14 protein-coding genes are annotated in these 16,741 nt (G+C 66.9%); 8 read left to right on the top strand and 6 right to left on the bottom strand.

The window, feature by feature from the left end; genetic code table 11:
• The first annotated feature begins 23 nt into the window (after positions 1-23).
• Entirely contained in the window at positions 24-758 is a 735-nt protein-coding gene (locus ACEN9K_RS11130) for an SCO1664 family protein (protein ID WP_268003105.1), read from the top strand.
• Positions 759-794: 36 nt separating this feature from the next.
• Here the strand turns inward: ACEN9K_RS11130 and ACEN9K_RS11125 are convergent, their stop codons facing one another.
• Entirely contained in the window at positions 795-1,535 is a 741-nt protein-coding gene (locus tag ACEN9K_RS11125; RefSeq protein ID WP_018770998.1) for an SGNH/GDSL hydrolase family protein, read from the bottom strand.
• 226 nt (positions 1,536-1,761) lie between these two features.
• Here ACEN9K_RS11125 and ACEN9K_RS11120 point away from each other — a divergent pair, with 226 nt between their 5' ends.
• Positions 1,762-2,562, top strand: a complete 801-nt coding sequence (locus tag ACEN9K_RS11120) for an MBL fold metallo-hydrolase (protein ID WP_495634421.1) — start codon at positions 1,762-1,764, stop codon at positions 2,560-2,562.
• Between the two features lie 47 nt (positions 2,563-2,609).
• Here ACEN9K_RS11120 and ACEN9K_RS11115 read toward each other — a convergent pair whose 3' ends face one another.
• Positions 2,610-3,434, bottom strand: a complete 825-nt coding sequence (locus tag ACEN9K_RS11115; RefSeq protein ID WP_018771000.1) for a DUF1206 domain-containing protein — start codon at positions 3,432-3,434, stop codon at positions 2,610-2,612.
• Positions 3,435-3,618: 184 nt separating this feature from the next.
• On the opposite strand from ACEN9K_RS11115, the gene ACEN9K_RS11110 reads away from it, so the two are divergent.
• The 5 genes from ACEN9K_RS11110 to ACEN9K_RS11090 all read left to right on the top strand — a co-directional run bounded on the left by ACEN9K_RS11110 (position 3,619) and on the right by ACEN9K_RS11090 (position 9,473).
• Positions 3,619-6,222 carry an excinuclease ABC subunit UvrA gene (locus ACEN9K_RS11110; protein ID WP_495635702.1) on the top strand — a complete coding sequence of 868 codons (2,604 nt, stop codon included), beginning with the start codon at positions 3,619-3,621 and terminating at the stop codon, positions 6,220-6,222.
• A 27-nt stretch (positions 6,223-6,249) separates the two neighbouring features.
• Positions 6,250-7,095 (top strand): SDR family oxidoreductase, encoded by an 846-nt coding sequence (locus ACEN9K_RS11105; protein ID WP_155845619.1) that lies wholly within the window; start codon positions 6,250-6,252, stop codon positions 7,093-7,095.
• Between the two features lie 127 nt (positions 7,096-7,222).
• Complete coding sequence (locus ACEN9K_RS11100; protein ID WP_043425306.1) at positions 7,223-7,522, top strand: hypothetical protein; 300 nt, start codon at positions 7,223-7,225, stop codon at positions 7,520-7,522.
• 266 nt (positions 7,523-7,788) lie between these two features.
• Entirely contained in the window at positions 7,789-9,222 is a 1,434-nt protein-coding gene (locus tag ACEN9K_RS11095) for a flotillin family protein (RefSeq protein WP_495634420.1), read from the top strand.
• 8 nt (positions 9,223-9,230) lie between these two features.
• Positions 9,231-9,473 (top strand): NfeD C-terminal domain-containing protein, encoded by a 243-nt coding sequence (locus ACEN9K_RS11090; RefSeq protein ID WP_056390165.1) that lies wholly within the window; start codon positions 9,231-9,233, stop codon positions 9,471-9,473.
• Positions 9,474-9,505: 32 nt separating this feature from the next.
• Here ACEN9K_RS11090 and ACEN9K_RS11085 read toward each other — a convergent pair whose 3' ends face one another.
• The 4 genes from ACEN9K_RS11085 to ACEN9K_RS11070 form a co-directional block, all read right to left on the bottom strand.
• Positions 9,506-10,537 carry an aldo/keto reductase gene (locus ACEN9K_RS11085; protein WP_223995027.1) on the bottom strand — a complete coding sequence of 344 codons (1,032 nt, stop codon included), beginning with the start codon at positions 10,535-10,537 and terminating at the stop codon, positions 9,506-9,508.
• A gap of 15 nt (positions 10,538-10,552) precedes the next feature.
• Positions 10,553-11,446, bottom strand: a complete 894-nt coding sequence (locus ACEN9K_RS11080; RefSeq protein WP_495634419.1) for an SMP-30/gluconolactonase/LRE family protein — start codon at positions 11,444-11,446, stop codon at positions 10,553-10,555.
• A 98-nt stretch (positions 11,447-11,544) separates the two neighbouring features.
• Positions 11,545-13,680, bottom strand: a complete 2,136-nt coding sequence (locus ACEN9K_RS11075) for a bifunctional polysaccharide deacetylase/glycosyltransferase family 2 protein (RefSeq protein ID WP_223995023.1) — start codon at positions 13,678-13,680, stop codon at positions 11,545-11,547.
• Positions 13,681-13,723: 43 nt separating this feature from the next.
• Positions 13,724-14,299: a ribosomal eL19 family protein gene (locus ACEN9K_RS11070; protein ID WP_495634418.1), complete on the bottom strand. Its 576-nt coding sequence runs from the start codon at positions 14,297-14,299 to the stop codon at positions 13,724-13,726.
• 273 nt (positions 14,300-14,572) lie between these two features.
• Between ACEN9K_RS11070 and ACEN9K_RS11065 the strand changes: the two genes are divergently transcribed.
• Positions 14,573-16,645 (top strand): acyltransferase family protein, encoded by a 2,073-nt coding sequence (locus tag ACEN9K_RS11065; protein ID WP_495634417.1) that lies wholly within the window; start codon positions 14,573-14,575, stop codon positions 16,643-16,645.
• The last annotated feature ends 96 nt before the right edge of the window (positions 16,646-16,741 follow it).

Below are 16,741 nucleotides of genomic sequence, written 5' to 3'. Positions count from 1 at the left end.
CCGCGCGGAGTGTCATCGGATGGATGGCCGCGGGACGCGGCCGCACGGGGCATGTGGTGTCCGGCCGGGAACTGACCCTCCTTAACGAGGGCCGCGTGGAACTGCTGGGCCGCATCATGAGCGGCAGCAACGCCACCTTCCTGGTGGAGGTTTCCTGCGCGGATGAGTCCGCCTGGGCGGTCTACAAGCCCGAAGCCGGGGAACGGCCGCTCGCGGATTTCGACGCCGGCCTGTACCGCCGGGAACGCGCAGCCTATCTGCTCAGCGAAGCACTGGGGTGGGGCATCGTTCCGCCAACAGTTGTCCGATCGGACGCGCCGCTTGGGGTGGGCTCCCTGCAGTGGTTCGTCGAAGGGGACCTCGAGGAGCACTACTTCACCCTCTACGCCGACTCGCCCGGGACCCACGCCGCGTTGGCCCGGATCGCCCTGTTCGACTACGTGGCAAACAATACGGACCGGAAGAGTGGGCACGTACTGCGCAGCACTGACGGCCACATCTGGGGAATCGACCACGGCCTGTGTTTCTCTGCCGCGTTCAAGCTGCGCACCGTGATCTGGGACTTCGCCGGCGACCCTATTCCGGACGACTTGCTTGAGGACATCAGTCCCCTGGCCACCACGGTGCCTGCCGATGTGGCCGGGCTCCTCGACCACGCCGAAGTGGCAGCCCTCCGGCGGCGCGTCCAGCGCCTGCTTCAGGACAAGGTACTTCCCGTTGACCACACGGGCATGCGCTACCCGTGGCCCTTGATCTGAGTCAGCTGCGCCGGGAAATCCCGGTCCGGCCGGCGCTCACTGGGCCTCCGGACGGCCTTGCGCTGCGGCCGCGGCCGGGGCCGCCTGCTCCAGGTAGGCGCCGATGTGCTCCAGCAGGTAATGCTGTCCCAGCACCGTGGGGTGGTCGCCGTCCGGGCCGATGAGGTCGTCAAAATCGTCGCTGATCCAGCCCTCGGCGATGGGGTCCACGAACTCCCCGCCTGCCTGCCGGGCAGCGGCCCTTAGCTGGTCGCTGATGTCCACGAGGGCGGGGTCCGGGGTTGCAGAGTACGACGGCGGCCCCACCACGATGATCTTCGCTTCCGGGGCAAGGGCTTCCGCACGGTCCATCGCGGCCAGGGCGGCGCCGCCAACGTCTGCGGGCGCAAAGCCAAGGTCATTCTCTGAACCGAAAAAGACCACGATGCCGGTGTCCGGTGTCACGAAGTCTTCGACCTCGGTGCCGAAAGTTCCGTCAAGATCACCTGTGCTGAGGTAGCCGCTGCCATTCTCGGCGGCGTTGACAACCTCCAGGCCGGCGCCCAGCGGGTCCTTGCGCATCAATGCCGGCCACGCCTGCTGCGGCGAAGTGCCGTGACCGGTGCTCAGCGAGTCCCCCACTACCACTACGCGGACCGGCGCGGCGGCGGCCGGGGGCTGGGTGGGGGCCGTACTCCCTGAGGTTATGGCCAGGACCAGGCCAACTGCTCCCGCCGCTATCACGCGGCCGGGATGCCGGTACACAGGATGTCCCTGAAGCAGCACGCCGTGGTGCATCGGTCCACCTCCTGCCAGCAAATCGTCGCGGGCCGGAGGCGGCTGCGCGCCGCCAATCCGTCCCCTGTCCGTATCCCATCGTAGGCAATGGTGGGAATACTGTAGGGCCAAGGTGACCAGGATCAAAGGATGCACAGCGACTGCACAGGAACTTTAGGGGCATTAGGTATCCCTGGGCTTGGGCCGCATCCGCCATATGCGGCTGCCTGCGGCTACTCTTTTACCCGTGCAGCAGCAAACCGCGGGGTGGGACCCCGCAACCAGCCTTTCCGAGCAGGCACCCGGCGTGTATTTCGCTGAAGGGCCGGCGTCCAACTGGATAGTGGTGCGGGACGGCACGGGATTCATCCTCATTGACAGCGGATATCCCGATGACCGCCGCCATGTCATCGCGTCGCTGCGCCATCTGGGCCTGGAACCTGCGGACGCCCTTGCCCTGCTGGTCACGCACGGCCACGTGGACCATACCGGCTCCGCGGCATTCTTTTCCGAGTCCTTCGGGACCCCTGTCCTGTGCGCTCCCGCGGAGTTGGCGCATGTGCAGGGGAAGGAGAAGCACCAAGTCACCCTGGGCCAGGTCCTCAGGCGAGCGTGGCGGCCGCGTGTGTTCCGCTGGATGGTGCACGCCATCAGGGCCGGCGCGCTGGCGGCCAGGCCCGCGACGCAGGCGGAGGCCTGGGACGACGCCACACTCAAAGCCCTGCCGGGCAGCCCTGTTGCCATCTCCGTGCCCGGGCATACGCCCGGCAATGCAGCAATCCTTCTTCCGGCTGCGGGTGCCATCGCCGTTGGAGATTCGTTTGTCAGCGGCCACCCGATCAGCCGGACGTCCGGTCCGCAGATGCTGCACGCGATGTATCACTCAGACCGGGCCGCGGCGCTGGCCTCCGTGCGGACCCTGGCCGGCGTTGATGCCCCGGTTGTCCTGCCCGGCCACGGGCCGGCCCTGCGCATCCAGCTGGACGAAGCGGTAGCCGGCCTGGTCAGCCAGGCCGGCTCGGCAAGTCCGGGCGGGCGCCGTAAGTAAGGCCGCATCCGGGCATCCCGGTCCCGGAAGGGGCCCAGGGGCACAAGCTAGAACTTTCCGTACCGTGCCCGGGCCATGGAGTACACCCCGTAACAGATGAGCCCTGCGGCGATGGCGCCCAGCAGGAACACCCCATAAGGCTGCGAGCCCAGGGTCTTCAGCCCGCCGTCCAGGCCGGAGGACTTGGAAGGGTCGGCAGTTGCGGCCGCCACGATGATCAGCACGCCAACGACGGCGAGCACCACGCCTTTGGCTGCGTAACCGACTGTTCCGAGCCACTTGACGGCGGTCCGGGCGTTGCCCGGGTCCTGCAGGTCCTTCATGAACTTCCGGGTGATGCCGCGGTAGGCGTAATAGACGCCGGCGCCGATGATTGCCAGCCCCACCGCTATCACAAGAACCACGCCTGCGGGCGCTCCCATGAGCTTTGCCGTGAAGTCACTGGCGGACTGGCTGGAGTTCTTGCTGCCCCCGGAGGCGAAGACGGCGAAGGTGAAGGCAAGGAAACCGAAGACCACGGCCTTTCCCCCGGCGCTGGCGGCAGCCTTCAGCTTCTTCTTGGAATCTGTCTCGGAGCGCGCCCCAATAAACGCCTCACTGAGCATCCACAGGGCAAGCGCAGCGCAGGCCACCGCCCCGACCCACAGCAGGATGCCGCCGCCGGGCTTGGAAGCCAGGGATCCGATCGCCCCGGACTGGTCGGCTTCACCACCCTGGCCCCGGTCCACCTGCAAGGCGATGGCTCCGATCAGGATGTGGACCAAACCGATGAAGACAAATCCGGCACGGGCCAGAATACGGACCGCGGGGCTGCGGCTCGCCGACGCGGCCTCGGATACTGCCTTGTTCGCTCCCTGCGACGCGTTGCCCATGGCCGGCCCTTCCTCAATATGTAGTTGGTCTTCTGTCCCCGGTCGGCGTCCCCCGCCTGCCTGCGTCACGGAATGCTTTAGTGTAAATCCGTCCGCGCTGTCCTGACAGGTCCCCTCAAGTTCCGGCCAGGCACGGTTGGCCACTACAGTCGAAGCGGTGCATGCCAAACAGAACGCTGAGCAACTGACCTCGCTGGACCTCCCGGGTTTTACGGCCGACCAGGCCGAAGACGGCTTCGTCCGGGTGCGGGGCGCCCGGGAGAACAACCTGCGCAACGTCAGCGTGGATGTGCCGCGGGATGCCATTGTGGCGTTCACTGGAGTATCGGGCTCCGGCAAGTCGTCCCTGGCCTTTGGCACGATCTACGCCGAGGCACAGCGCCGGTTCTTCGAGTCCGTCGCGCCATATGCCCGCCGGCTCATCCAGCAGGGCCACAACCCCAAGGTGGAGCAGATCACCGGGCTGCCGCCCGCCGTCGCCCTCCAGCAGCGCCGGGGCACCGCCACTTCCCGGTCCACGGCAGGGACCGTCACCACGCTCTCCAATTCGCTGCGCATGCTGTTCTCCCGCGCCGGCAGCTATCCCGCCGGAGCTCCCCCGTTGGACTCGGACGCTTTCTCCCCCAACACCGCGGCAGGCGCCTGCCCGGAATGCCATGGCCTTGGCACCGCCCACACCGTCACTGAAGCATCACTGGTTCCGGATCCGTCACTGAGCATCCGCGACGGCGCGATCGCCGCCTGGCCCGGCGCCTGGCAGGGCAAGAACCTGCGGGACATCCTGGCCCACCTGGGCTACGACGTCGGCACCCCCTGGCGGGAACTGCCGAAAGAGGACCGCGACTGGATCCTGTTCACCGAGGAACAGCCCGTGGTGGAAGTGACGCCGCAGCGGGACCGCGTGGCCAAGCCGTACAAGGGCCGGTTCTGGAGCGCCCGGAGCTACGTGATGCACACACTGCTCGATTCCAAGAGCCCCGCCATGCGGGAGAAGGTGCTGCGCTTCATGGAAACCGGACCGTGCCCGCGGTGCGGCGGAACGGGGCTTCGGCCCGAGGCCCTTGCAGTGACCTTCGCCGGGCACACCATCGCCGGGCTCAATGCCGTGCCCATGACCGAACTGGCGGAGATCATCCGCCCCACCACCCTGCTGGCCACGGCGGGGACGGCATCGCGGAAGCAGTCATCCGAATCCAACGAAGTGGCCGTGGCCATCACCCGGGACCTGCTGCAGCGCATCAGCGTGCTGTTGGATCTTGGCCTGGGCTACCTGGCGCTGGGCCGGGCCACGCCAACGCTCTCGCCGGGCGAGATGCAGCGGCTACGGATTGCCACCCAGCTCCGGTCCGGGCTGTTCGGGGTGATCTATGTGCTGGACGAACCGTCGGCCGGCCTGCACCCCGCCGACGCCGAACCCCTCCTGGCTGTCCTGGACCGGTTGAAATCATCCGGAAACTCCGTGTTCGTGGTGGAACACAACATGGATGTGGTCCGGCGTGCCGACTGGCTGGTGGATGTTGGTCCCCGGGCCGGCGAAGACGGCGGGCAGGTGCTCTACAGCGGGCCCGTTGAGGGCCTCGACGCCGTGGCAGGGTCGGTGACCCGGCCGTTCCTGTTCCCAAACGGTTCAGCAGGGTTGACGGACGACGGCGGCGGCGCCGGCATGGGTGCGCCGCGGGAACCCTCCGGGTGGCTCGATCTGCGCGGCATCAACCGGCACAACCTGCGGAACCTGGACGTGGCCTTTCCGCTTGGTGTCCTGACAGCCGTCACCGGCGTCTCCGGCTCGGGAAAGTCCACCCTGGTCAGCAAGGTCCTGGCGGACGTTGCCGGCACGTCCCGGCAGGCCAGCGACGACAGCCTCGAGCCGACTGAGGAGCCAGGTATGGACCGTGACGAAGACGGTGCCGGCAGTGTGGGGCACGCGTCCGGGCTGGAGCGGATCGACCGCACGGTGAAGGTGGACCAGAAGCCGATCGGCCGCACCCCCCGTTCCAACCTGGCCACCTATACAGGGCTCTTCGATGCCGTCCGCAAGGAGTTCGCCGCAACGGGCGCGGCCAGGAGCAGGGGCTTCGGTCCCGGGCGGTTTTCCTTCAACGTGGCCGGCGGACGGTGCGAAACGTGCCAGGGCGAGGGCTTCGTGGCCGTGGAACTGCTCTTCCTGCCCGGCAGCTACGGTCCGTGCCCCGAATGCAGCGGCTCGCGCTACAACCCCGAAACCCTGGAGGTCACCTACCAGGGCAGGAACATTGCGGAGGTGCTGGGCATGACCGTCAATGCCGCGGCCGGCTTTTTGGCCGGGGTTCCCACTGCCGCCCGGTCCCTGCAGACACTCCAGGAAGTGGGCCTGGGCTACCTTCGCCTGGGCCAGCCGGCCACCGAGCTGTCCGGGGGTGAGGCGCAGCGCATCAAGCTGGCCACCGAACTGCAGCGCGCCCGCCGCGGCCACACGCTGTACCTGCTGGACGAGCCCACCACGGGACTGCATCCGGCCGATGTCGAACTCCTGATGGCGCAGCTCAACCGCCTGGTGGACGCCGGCAACACCGTGATCGTGGTGGAACACGCCATGGATGTGGTTGCGTCCGCGGACTGGGTAATGGACCTGGGACCGTCCGGAGGCGACGCCGGCGGGAAGCTCGTCGCCGCCGGCCACCCCGCCGCCGTCGCACGTTCAGCCAACAGCCGCACAGCGCCCTACCTGGCAGCCGCCCTCCGGGACCGGAAGGCCGGGGACGGAACGGTAGCGGGCAACGCCCTTGCCCCGGACCGCGCAGAGGCGTAGGACGGAGGAATGCGTTCCCGGCCGGCCATGCCCCCTCACACTGTGCTCCAAGGCAGGGTGGCGGTGGTGACCGGCTCCAGCCGCGGGCTGGGGTTTGCCATGGCCCGGGTGCTGGGCCTGCATGGCGCGGCGGTGGTGCTGGCATCCAGAACGGACGACGGCGTTGCTGCCGCCGTCGGGCGTCTGCGCCTGGAAGGCATCGCGGCGGACGGAAGGCGCTGCGACACCGGCGAGCCGGCGGACGTGGAAGCACTCCGGGACATGGCCCTCAGCCGTGGAACGCTGGACATCTGGGTCAACAACGCCGGCACGCCAGGGGTCTACGGACCGACGGCATCGACGCCCGTGGATGACTTCACACGGGTGGTGCGGACCAACATCCTGGGCACGTTCCACGGCGCCAGGGCGGCCCTGCCGGTGTTCCTGGAGCAAGGCCATGGTGACCTGGTGAACCTCTACGGCCAGGGTGACCGCGGACCCGTGGCGATGCAGAACGCCTACGCGTCGAGCAAACGGTGGGTCCGCCAGTTCACGGAGACGCTGAGGCTGGAAACCAAAGGTACGGGGGTCCGGGTGCACGGCATGAATCCCGGCCTTGTGGAGACGGCCCTCCTGGGAAAGGTCACGTCGCAGGCCGGGTACGAACACCGTCTCGGGGCACTGCAGGTGGTGGTTGGCCTGTGGGGGCAGAGCGCCGACCAGGCCGCACAGCCAATCCTGGACCTTGTGACGTCCGACAAAGCGGAATACCGGTTCCTGACCAGGAGGCGGCTGGTGACCCACGGGCTGCACAACATCCTGGCCGGCCGCCTGCGGCGGACAAACAGGATGCCCCTGGAGGTCACCGTGGTGGACACAGACCGGGAGCCGTGACAGGGCCGCTCCCCCTCCCCGTTCCGCGCCCGCGCGCCGTTAGGGAACCGAGACCTTGCCAATACAGGCTTGTGACGCGGAACACACTATGCTCGACAGCACCATCGGGATCGCGGGAAGAGGCACCATGAGCATCGACACTGAGGTTGGGTCCATCCACAGCACCGGGGATGCAGCGCTGGTCACCGCGGCAGCGAATGCCATCACCACAGCCGTTGCCACCGCCATGCAAAGCGTCCTGGAACGTCACGCAGCCTACAACTGGGTCTGGACCGACGAAATCCGCTGCCGGGGGTGCGGAGCCAGCCTGCCAATACCGTACCTTTCCAGCACACGGGCCAATGCCGACCTCGTCTTCGAGGCCCACCGGTCCGCGGAAGTCGGAACCCTCCTGGCCACGGGTTCGGAGTCCCCGAACCGCCGCTGACCGGTCGCAGCGGCACCCTCGGACCGGCACTCTCCTGCCGGACGCCTGGCCGCACCCTTCCGGCATCTGCCAGGCGCCGCCGTCGTACGCCCTTCATCGTTGCTGCAGGCAAATATCGGCCCGGCTCTGGACTCTTGACCGGGGCCCAACGAGACTGGCTACAACAGCTGGCCAGGCGCAGATTCCGAAGGGTCGGACAAATGGCCGGCTGCATTCATTGGGGTTTTACCGTGAAGCGATTTTCGCGGCATTGAAAGGACCTGGCCATGCCGGACTTTGCACCGTTCTTCCCGTTAATTTCCACTGTTTTGGGCGTACTTGTTGCCATTGCCTTCATTTGGGTGGCGACGAAGCTCATGTGGAAGGTGGCTGAACCCAACGAGGCCCTGATCATCTCCGGACTGACCCGGGGAACCCTTGAGACCCGGGCCGGAATGGACTTCAAGATTGTGACCGGCAAAGGCGCCCTGGTCCTTCCCGGCCTCCAGACGGTGCGGACCCTGTCGCTGACACTGAACGAAACCGAGCTCAAGGTTTCCTGCGTGACGTCACAGGGTATCCAGGTCATTGTGGAGGGCGTCGTCATTTACAAAATAGGTGACGCACCGCCGTTCATTGCAAATGCGGCCCGCCGTTTCCTGGGCCAGCAACCCAAAATGGAAAGCCAGGTCTACAACGTCTTTGAGGGCCACCTCCGCTCCATTATCGGCAGCATGACCGTGGAGGAGATTATCCGCGAGCGGGACAAGCTTGGGTCCCAGGTCCGCAGCGCCAGCGGAGTGGAGATGGAGAAGCTGGGCCTGGTGGTGGATTCCCTGCAGATCAAGGACCTGCAGGACCCTACCGGCTACATCCAGAACATCGCCAAGCCGCATATTGCCCAGGTGAAGATGGAGGCCCGGATTGCCGAGGCCACCCGCAACCGGGAGGCGGCGGAGAAGGAGGCGGAGGCTGCGGCCCTGATCGCGGACGCGCAGAGCGTTTCGGCGATCCGGCAGTCCGTGGCGCAGGCCAACGCGGAACGCGCCAGGGCCAACGCAGCCCAGGCCGGCCCGCTCGCCGAGGCTACGGCCCGGCAGCAGGTGGTGGTCCAGGAAACCGAAGTCGCCAAGCTTGAGGCGGACCGTGAGGAGCAGAAGCTGCAGACGAGTATCCGCAAACCCGCTGATGCGAAGGCCTACGCCAAACGCACCGATGCTGAAGGCCAGAAGGCGGCGGATATCAGCGCTGCGGAGGCGCTGGCACGCCGCACCGAGCTCGAGGCGCAGGCGAACGCGCGGCGCACGGAACTCCAGGCCCAGGCGAATGCCACCGCAGCCGCCGCCGCAGCAGGAGCAACCAAGGTCACCGGCGAGGCTGAAGCCGCCGCCACCAGGGCCAAAGGCGACGCCGCGGCGTCCGCCATCAAGGCCAAGGCACTGGCCGAAGCGGACGGCATCAAGGCCCGGGCCGAAGCGCTGGGCACCAACCAGGACGCGGTCATCTCCCAGCAGCTTGCCGAAAACATGCCCGCCATCATCGCCGCTGCAGCCGAGCCTTTCTCCCACGTGGGCAACATGACCGTCCTCAACGGCGGCGAAGGCGTCAACAAGATGCTGGGCGGCATCCTGGCACAGGCGGGCGACTACCTGCCTGCCCTCGCATCAGCGCTCCGGAAGGGCGAAGACACCAAGCGTCCGCCGAAGGCTCCCGGTGCATAGGCCCGCCCATGCGCAAGGACGTTGACCGGAGCCTGACGGGGAAGATCGGCCGGGTGACCGGGCGCATCGGCCCGGGCACCATCGGGGAAGTCATGCTGCCCTACCTCGGCGGCATCATGGCGTTCCACGCCCACCCGTTCGACAAAACCAGCGACTTCCCGGTGGGCAGCGAGGTGCTGGTGATCTACTACGAGCCGCCGCAAACGGTGTATGTGGACGAGCTGCCGGACGTGCTGAAGCACGCGGAGTAGGTCCTTTCACCGTGCCCTCGTTCGCGGTGTAGCTACCGCCCGCCCTCCATTTTCCGGCTGCGCTGTTCCTCAGCCATGGGTCCGTAGGGATAAACGCCGGCCTCTGGCTGGCTGGCCTGGGTAAGCCGGTCCACTTCATCGGCACTGAGCTGCAGTTCGGCGGCGGCGAGGTTGTCAGCGAGCTGTTCCGTGGTCCGCGCCCCCAGAATCACCGAGGTAACAGCCGGGCGGTCCGCCAGCCAGGCCAGGGCCACCTGGGACGGGCTCACGCCGTGGGCGTCGGCGATGTCCTGGACGGTGTCGATGACAGCCCACGTGCGCGGGTTCTCGTTGCGCGCCTGCCACGCCTCCATGCCGCGTTTGGGGTTTTCCCCGAGGCGGGTTGCACCGGTAGGCTGCTGGTCGCGCTTGTACTTGCCCGAGAGCCAGCCTCCGCCCAGGGGCGACCACGGCAGCAGGCCGATTCCTGCGTCGAGGGCTGCCGGAACGATCTCGAATTCGATGTCGCGGACCAGCAGGCTGTACTGGGGTTGCAGGCTGACGGGCGGGTTCCATCCCTGGTTGCGTGCAACGTGCACAGCCTTGGTCAGTTGCCAGCCAAGGAAGTTCGAGAAACCGTAGTAGGCGATTTTGCCGCGGCTCACAGCGTCGTCCAGGAAGCGGAGGGTTTCCTCCAGCGGGGTGATCGGGTCCCAAGCATGCATCTGGTACAGGTCGATCTGCTCCACGCCCAACCGGCGGAGGGAATCATCAAGGGCGCGGGTCAGGCGACGCCGTGAGGTTCCGACGTCGTTTGGTGCCGTCCCCATGGGAAAGCGCCCCTTCGTGGCGATCACCGCCCTGTCCCTCACGTCGGGGCGCTTGGCCAGCCAGCGGCCGATGACTTCTTCCGACACTCCCGCACTGTAGACGTCCGCGGTGTCGATGAAGTTGCCGCCCGCGTCGAAATAGCTGTCAAGGATGGCATGGGATGTCTCCTCCGTCGCCTCCGCGCCGAAGGTCATGGTTCCCAGCGCGTAACTGGTGACCACGGCGCCGCTGTGGCCAAGGGTTCGATGCTGCATGGCTTCTCCTCGTATTCAGTGGTTATGGGGCGGAAAGTGGCGGGCAGCCGCGTCCCTGGTGGTGGTACGGATCCGGTACAGGCTTGTGGTTGCCGTGATGTAGAGGTCCTGGCCGTCGGAACCGCCAAAGCACAGGTTCGAGACCGTCTCGGGCACTGGGAGGGTGTCCAGGAGTTCGAAGGACGGTGAGTAGACCCTTATGGACGGGCCGGCGGAGGTCCAGATCCTGCCTTCGACGTCCACCCTGAGGCCGTCGGCCGGGTGGCCGTCCTCAAGCTCGAGCGTCCCCGTCCTGGCGCTGCAGCGTCCCTCATGGACGTTGTACGTTGCGATCCGCAGCGGAACGCCATAGAGGGAACCGGCCGTATCCGCGACGTAAAGAACGGACTCGTCGGGCGAGAAGGCAAGCCCGTTGGGGTGCACCAGGTCGGTGATTTCGGCCGTCATCGATCCGGAATCCGGCTCGAAGCGGAAGACATTGCAGCCACCATATTCCTGCTCACCCTCGTGGCCTTCCCTTGTCCCCGGCAGAATTCCATAGGGCGGGTCCGTGAACCAGATGCTTCCATCGCGGGCGATGACCACGTCATTGGGTGAGTTCAGCCGGTGACCCTCGAAGGAATCCACCAGGCCCGTCACTATGCCTTCGCGGTCGCGCTCCACCCGGCGCTGCCCGTGGCTGCACTGGACCACGCTGCCGTCGGCGTCGAGGGTGCGGCCGTTGGTGAACTCGACGCCCACCGCGTAGTCCCGGGTGGCCCCGGTGGCGGGATTGAACTCGAGGATGCGGTTGTTCGGGATGTCGCTCCACCGCACGGTTTTCGAGGACGGCACCCACACGGGGCCCTCTGCCCAGACCGAACCCGTGAAAAGGCACTCGAGCCGGCCCGTGGTTAGTTCGTCAGCCAATGGAGCTCCTTTGCGTTCCAGGTACCTGCCGCCGGCTTGCCGGCAAGGGGACGGCGTCCCGGCCCGGGGGCCAGGGATCCCACAGGCCCGAACTTACCCTAGCCCTGTCGTTGGGTCTGCGGGACGCGCAGGCTGCCGTACCTTTCCATCCGGTGCCACCGAAGGTGCACTCCGGCCACTGCTGTGACGACGGCCTGGATGACCACCAGGTACATGAGCTGCCGGTAGACGAACTGCTGCAGGGGAAGCGTCCAGAGCGGGCCGAGCCGTTCCCTGTCGAGCCGGAACGCGTAAGCAGCCATAAGGAATTGAACCGCCAGGAACAGGAGCCACAGCACCCCGATCCGCAGGGGGTCAAGGAAGATCAGGCCGTACAGGGCAAAGACATCGACGACGGGCGCGAAGAGGGGAAGCAGTACCTGGAGGACAAACAGGTAGCCGAGCCCGCGCCGGCCGAGCTTCCCGGCCGCGCCTTTTTGCAGCACAGCCCCCCGGTGCTTCCACATAGCCTGGAGGGTGCCGTAGCACCAGCGGTACCGCTGGCGCCACAGGGCGCCGAGGGTTGCGGGCGCCTCCGTCCAGGCCCTGGCATCCTCCTGGTACACCACGCGCCAGCCGTCCCGGCACAGTGCCATGGTCAGGTCGGTGTCCTCAGCGAGCGTGTCATCGCTGACACCGCCGACGTTGCGGAGGGCCTCGATCCGGAAGGCCCCAATTGCCCCGGGAACGGTGGGCATGCATTCGGCGACGTCGAACAGCCTGCGGTCGAGGTTGAACCCGACAACATACTCGATGTGCTGCCACGCACCCAGGATGCCTCCCCGGTTGGCCACCTTGGTGTTGCCGGAGATCGCGCCCACGCGGGGGTCCGCGAAGGGCTGGATGAGGGCGCGGACTGTATTCGGTTCGAAAACGGTGTCACCGTCCACCATGACAACAAGGTCGTGGCCCGCGGCCTGGATTCCGGCGTTCAGGGCGGACGGTTTGCCGCCGTTCTCCTTGCGGATGACGGTCACGCCGGGCAGGCCGAGAGCCTCCACGATGTCGGCGGTCCCGTCGGTGGAGCCGTCGTCCACCACGATGACTTCCACCGGATGCGTGGAGGCAAGGATGGACCGGACCGCGGCTTCAATTCCGGCGGACTCGTTGTAGGCGGGGACAACCACCGTGGCCGGTTCGGTAACTGCCGGCCCCACCATCACGTCGACGCGGCGCCTGCCCCGCCCAGCCCTGGGGAGGCGCCGCGCTGCGCGGCTATGGCGGGCAGCGAAGAACATCACCAGGACGGCGCGCACGAGAGTCACGGCACCAGCGGCAACGAGTCCCCACGAGATGGCGGTGACAACGAAGTCACTGAGGCGGATGCCCCACACGAACGCAGAGCCGCGAACCTGTTCCATGCCGGAGGCGGGGCGCATGCTGTCAACGCCCACCGCATCCCCCACCGTGGTGACGCGGTACCCCTGCCCGGAGAAACGTGAGAGGGCGGAGTCCAGCGCGGCGACGGTCTGTTCCCTGTCACCGCCCCCGTCATGCATGAGAACCACCTGCCCCTGCGGCCCGGACGGCGCGAGATTGTCCTCGATCGCTCCGGCGCCCGGCATTTGCCAGTCCTTGCTGTCCATGCTGCTCAGCACGGTGAGGTATCCCTCATCCGCCAGCCCCCGCAGCGCGGACCACATGCTGTCCGTAATGGCCCCGTTGCCGGCGGTGTAGGGCGGCCGCAGCAGGGACGCGGCCTGGCCGGTGATCCCCACAATCGCGTCCTGTCCGCCCTGCACCTCAAGTTCCCGGCGCCAATCTGGAGCTGCGCCGAGGTCTGTGTGCGTCAGCGTGTGGACCCCCACTTCATGGCCTTCGGCCACGATGCGGCGCAAAAGATCCGGGTTGTCCACCGCTGCGGAGCCCACGACGAAGAAGGTCGCATGGACATGGTGTTCCCGGAGGACGTCGAGGATGCGGGGCGTCCACAGGGCGTCAGGGCCATCGTCGAACGTCAGGGCGACCGTCCGGTCCGGCGGCCTGACGGACGTTACGGTCCCGCCACGGGAATCCAGCACCGGGCCACCGTGGGAAACGGCATCCGGGACATTCCCGGCGGCCTGGTCCACGGGCACCTGGTCCACGCCGGCACCGCCCGAGTGGTGCAGGTATCCCTGCACCGCCAAAGCCAGCCCCAGCGCCATCAAGGTGGCCAGGAGGACGAACCAATGGGCCCTGACATTCGCGGGCACATTGCTCTTTGCGTTTCTGGTGCCCTTGTTCCGGAGGGTCATGTTACTGGCGGGAAGGGGCCGACGGCCGCATAGCCTGGCCCGGCGCAACACCGCTGGACCCCGGCGCAACACCGCTGGTACCCGGGGCCGTCCCGCTGGAGCCGGGGGCGGTTCCAGCGGCACCGGGAGCCGTCCCGCTCAGTCCGGGTTGAGTGGGCGCAGCAGGAACCGGAGCAGCAACAGGGGCGGAAGTCTCGACGGCGGTACCGCCCACCGGGGGTGCGGCCGGTGCGGCGGCCAGGGCCACCGGCACTGCCGCCGGGGACTGCTCAACGGGCGGAGCGGCGGGGCCGGACAAGGCTGCGGCAGTGTGGGAATCAGCCGCTGGTGAAGACGGCGGAATTGACGGCTGGTCGTGGGGGCCTGCCGCGGCGGGCAGGGGCAGGAAGGGCGCGGAGACCCCGGAGCCGCCAATGAACGCGGCAAGCACCAGGACGACGTATCCGGCCACCAGCCCGAGAACCCCCAGGCCAATCAGCTGGACCCGCCGGAGGCGCCGTCCTGAGGCATCAACAAAAACGGGTCCGCGCGGGGAACCTGCGGGCAGCTGATCGGAAGTCTTCTCAGGGGCTTTCATCGAGCATCAACCTTAGGGGACCCGGATTGTCTACCACAAAACCCGGGCCCCAGGCCCCTGGCCAACGGCGGGGTGGAAATCCAGGGGCGGGCCGTCACCATTCCACCCCGGCGCCGGCAAAGGCGGGCACCACTTTGGCCGGTCAAAACGAAAACGGCGTTCGAGTGCCACAACCATGGCATTGGTGTCGGATAGAATCCCCTCTCGGCGAGTCCCACTCGCCTCGATACCCGCTAAAGGGCGGAGGTTGACAGCAGAATACAAGGGGAAGCAATGAGGCATGCCGCGGCTAAGGTCCGGGCGCACGGCACCAACGGCTCCGGGGCCAGACGGGACATCCAGGGCCTCCGCGCACTGGCCGTTGGGATCGTCGTCATCTACCATCTTCGGCCTGAAGCCCTCCCGGGCGGGTTCGTAGGAGTCGACGTGTTCTTCGTCGTCTCGGGCTTCCTCATCATCGGCTCCCTTGCCAGGGAAGCGTCAAAGAACGCGTCAATCTCCGTTCCCGAGTTCTACGCACGGCGCATCCGCCGCCTCTTTCCGGCGTCGGCCGTTGTTTTGGTTGCAGTCCTGGCCGGGGCAATGCTGCTGCTTGCCCAAAGCCGCTGGCAGAACATCTCCTCCGATGTCCTGTTCTCGCTGCTCCAGGTACAAAACTGGCATCAGGCCCTGTCCGCAGTCTCATACGCCGGCGCAACGCAGGAAGTGTCCCCCCTTCAGCACTTCTGGTCCCTTGCCGTCGAGGAGCAGTTCTACCTCGTCATCCCGTTCTTCTTCCTTGGCCTGATCTCCGCGGCGCTCGCCACAGGCAAGCCGCCCGGCCGCTTCATCGTCCCGGCGTTGTCCGTGACTGCCCTGGCGTCGTTCGTCTACAGCATCTACCTGAGCGACCATGAACACACCATCGCGTACTTTGCCACGACGACGAGGATCTGGGAACTCGCCGTCGGCGGGCTCGCCGCTCTCCTGCCGGCACTGCCGAAACCGTCCGGCCGGCTTGCAGCGGTCAGCGGGTGGCTGGGCGTCTCTGCCATCGTCGTCCCCGCTTTTCTCTTCAGTACTGACATTGCCTTCCCCGGCAGCATCGCCGGCATCCCAGTACTCGGGACCGCCATCCTCTTGCGCACTGGCCCTCCATCATCAGCCGTTCCGTGGTCAGCTTCCAGGTTCCTTGCCATCCGGCCCATGACGCTCGTCGGAGACGTGTCGTATTCCCTGTATCTGTGGCACTGGCCCGTCATTGTTTTCGCTGTCGCGCTGTTGGGCCGCACGCCACGCATCAGGGAAGCGCTGCTTCTCGCCGTGCTCAGTCTTGTCCTCGCGGTAGCCTCCTACCACCTGGTGGAACAACGCTTCCGGCACCGCTCAGGGCATGCTGGCTGGAGCGTGTACCGCCGGACTTACGCGATGGCGCTGTGCGGCGCGATGGTGGTGTCCGTTGCAGCGTGGGCGCCGTGGCAGGTAATTGAGATTAAGCGCGCACAACTGTCGACCGAACTGTCGGACCACGATTACCCCGGCGCCCAGGCGTGGTCCACCCGCCCCGCGCCGGTACCTGCCGGCCTCCCCATCCGCCCTGATCCCTCGGTCGCCATGCAGGATGTACCTGCCACCAGCGCCGGGGCCTGCGGCGTTTATGACCCCGCCGTGGTGCCTGACACTGATTGCTGGTTCGGTTCGGTGACACAGCAGGATGCGCCTGTTGTTGTGGTTGTCGGGGATTCACACGCCGGCCAGTTTGTTGACCCCCTCATTGCCGTATCCCGGAAGATCCCGCTGAGAATCCACGCCCTGGTGCGGAACGGCTGCCCGTTTGCCTTGACTCCGCCGCGGTCCGAGACCACCCTCTACGCCAACTGTCCGAACCAAAATTCCGTAACAGCCGAAAGAATCGCGGCAGGAAAACCGGACCTCGTCCTGGTTGCCGGGATGCGCGAGTCCGGTTACAGAAAGGCTCTTGGGTGGTCCTGGGCGCCGGATGCCCCGCTTGTCGAGGGTTATGTTCAGACCCTTTCCCGGCTGCGTGCTGCGGGACTGCGGGTCGCGGTCGTCGCGGACCTGCCGTATCCACAGGGCAACCCGGTGGAATGCATTCAAAAGTATGCCGACCACGGCGCTTGCGCCACGCCTGCCTCGGAGGCCCTTGCGGGCGGGGATGATGCGCTTGTTGGGGCGGCCCGCCGGGTTGGAGGCATTGAAATTGTTGACCTCTCCAGGCTCTTTTGCCGGGACGGCCTTTGCCCGGCTGTCATCGGGAACGTCTTGGTCTATCGGGACAACCACATGACCAATACCTTCGCGAAGTCACTGGGACCGGACCTCGCCGTCGCCTTACGCCTGGGGTAGGTGTCTGTTGCGGTTCCGGCAATCCCACAGACGGCGGCGGGGCCCGCTGACAGCCGGACTTCAGTAACGGCCAGGGATTTCGACGGCGGGACTGAT

This window comes from Pseudarthrobacter sp. Pseusp20 (assembly GCF_059492155.1).
The sequence above is the reverse complement of the archived record's forward strand: the minus strand, read 5'-3'. Positions and strand labels throughout refer to the sequence as shown.

Bases quoted from the DNA above. Each gene is read 5' to 3' on its own strand.
- ACEN9K_RS11130 (WP_268003105.1), top strand. From the start codon at position 24: ATGGCCGCGGGACGCGGCCGCACGGGGCATGTGGTGTCCGGCCGGGAA.
- ACEN9K_RS11125 (WP_018770998.1), bottom strand. From the start codon at position 1,535: ATGCACCACGGCGTGCTGCTTCAGGGACATCCTGTGTACCGGCATCCC.
- ACEN9K_RS11115 (WP_018771000.1), bottom strand. From the start codon at position 3,434: ATGGGCAACGCGTCGCAGGGAGCGAACAAGGCAGTATCCGAGGCCGCG.
- ACEN9K_RS11105 (WP_155845619.1), top strand. From the start codon at position 6,250: ATGCCCCCTCACACTGTGCTCCAAGGCAGGGTGGCGGTGGTGACCGGC.
- ACEN9K_RS11100 (WP_043425306.1), top strand. From the start codon at position 7,223: ATGAGCATCGACACTGAGGTTGGGTCCATCCACAGCACCGGGGATGCA.
- ACEN9K_RS11095 (WP_495634420.1), top strand. From the start codon at position 7,789: ATGCCGGACTTTGCACCGTTCTTCCCGTTAATTTCCACTGTTTTGGGC.
- ACEN9K_RS11090 (WP_056390165.1), top strand. From the start codon at position 9,231: ATGCGCAAGGACGTTGACCGGAGCCTGACGGGGAAGATCGGCCGGGTG.
- ACEN9K_RS11085 (WP_223995027.1), bottom strand. From the start codon at position 10,537: ATGCAGCATCGAACCCTTGGCCACAGCGGCGCCGTGGTCACCAGTTAC.
- ACEN9K_RS11070 (WP_495634418.1), bottom strand. From the start codon at position 14,299: ATGAAAGCCCCTGAGAAGACTTCCGATCAGCTGCCCGCAGGTTCCCCG.
- ACEN9K_RS11065 (WP_495634417.1), top strand. From the start codon at position 14,573: ATGAGGCATGCCGCGGCTAAGGTCCGGGCGCACGGCACCAACGGCTCC.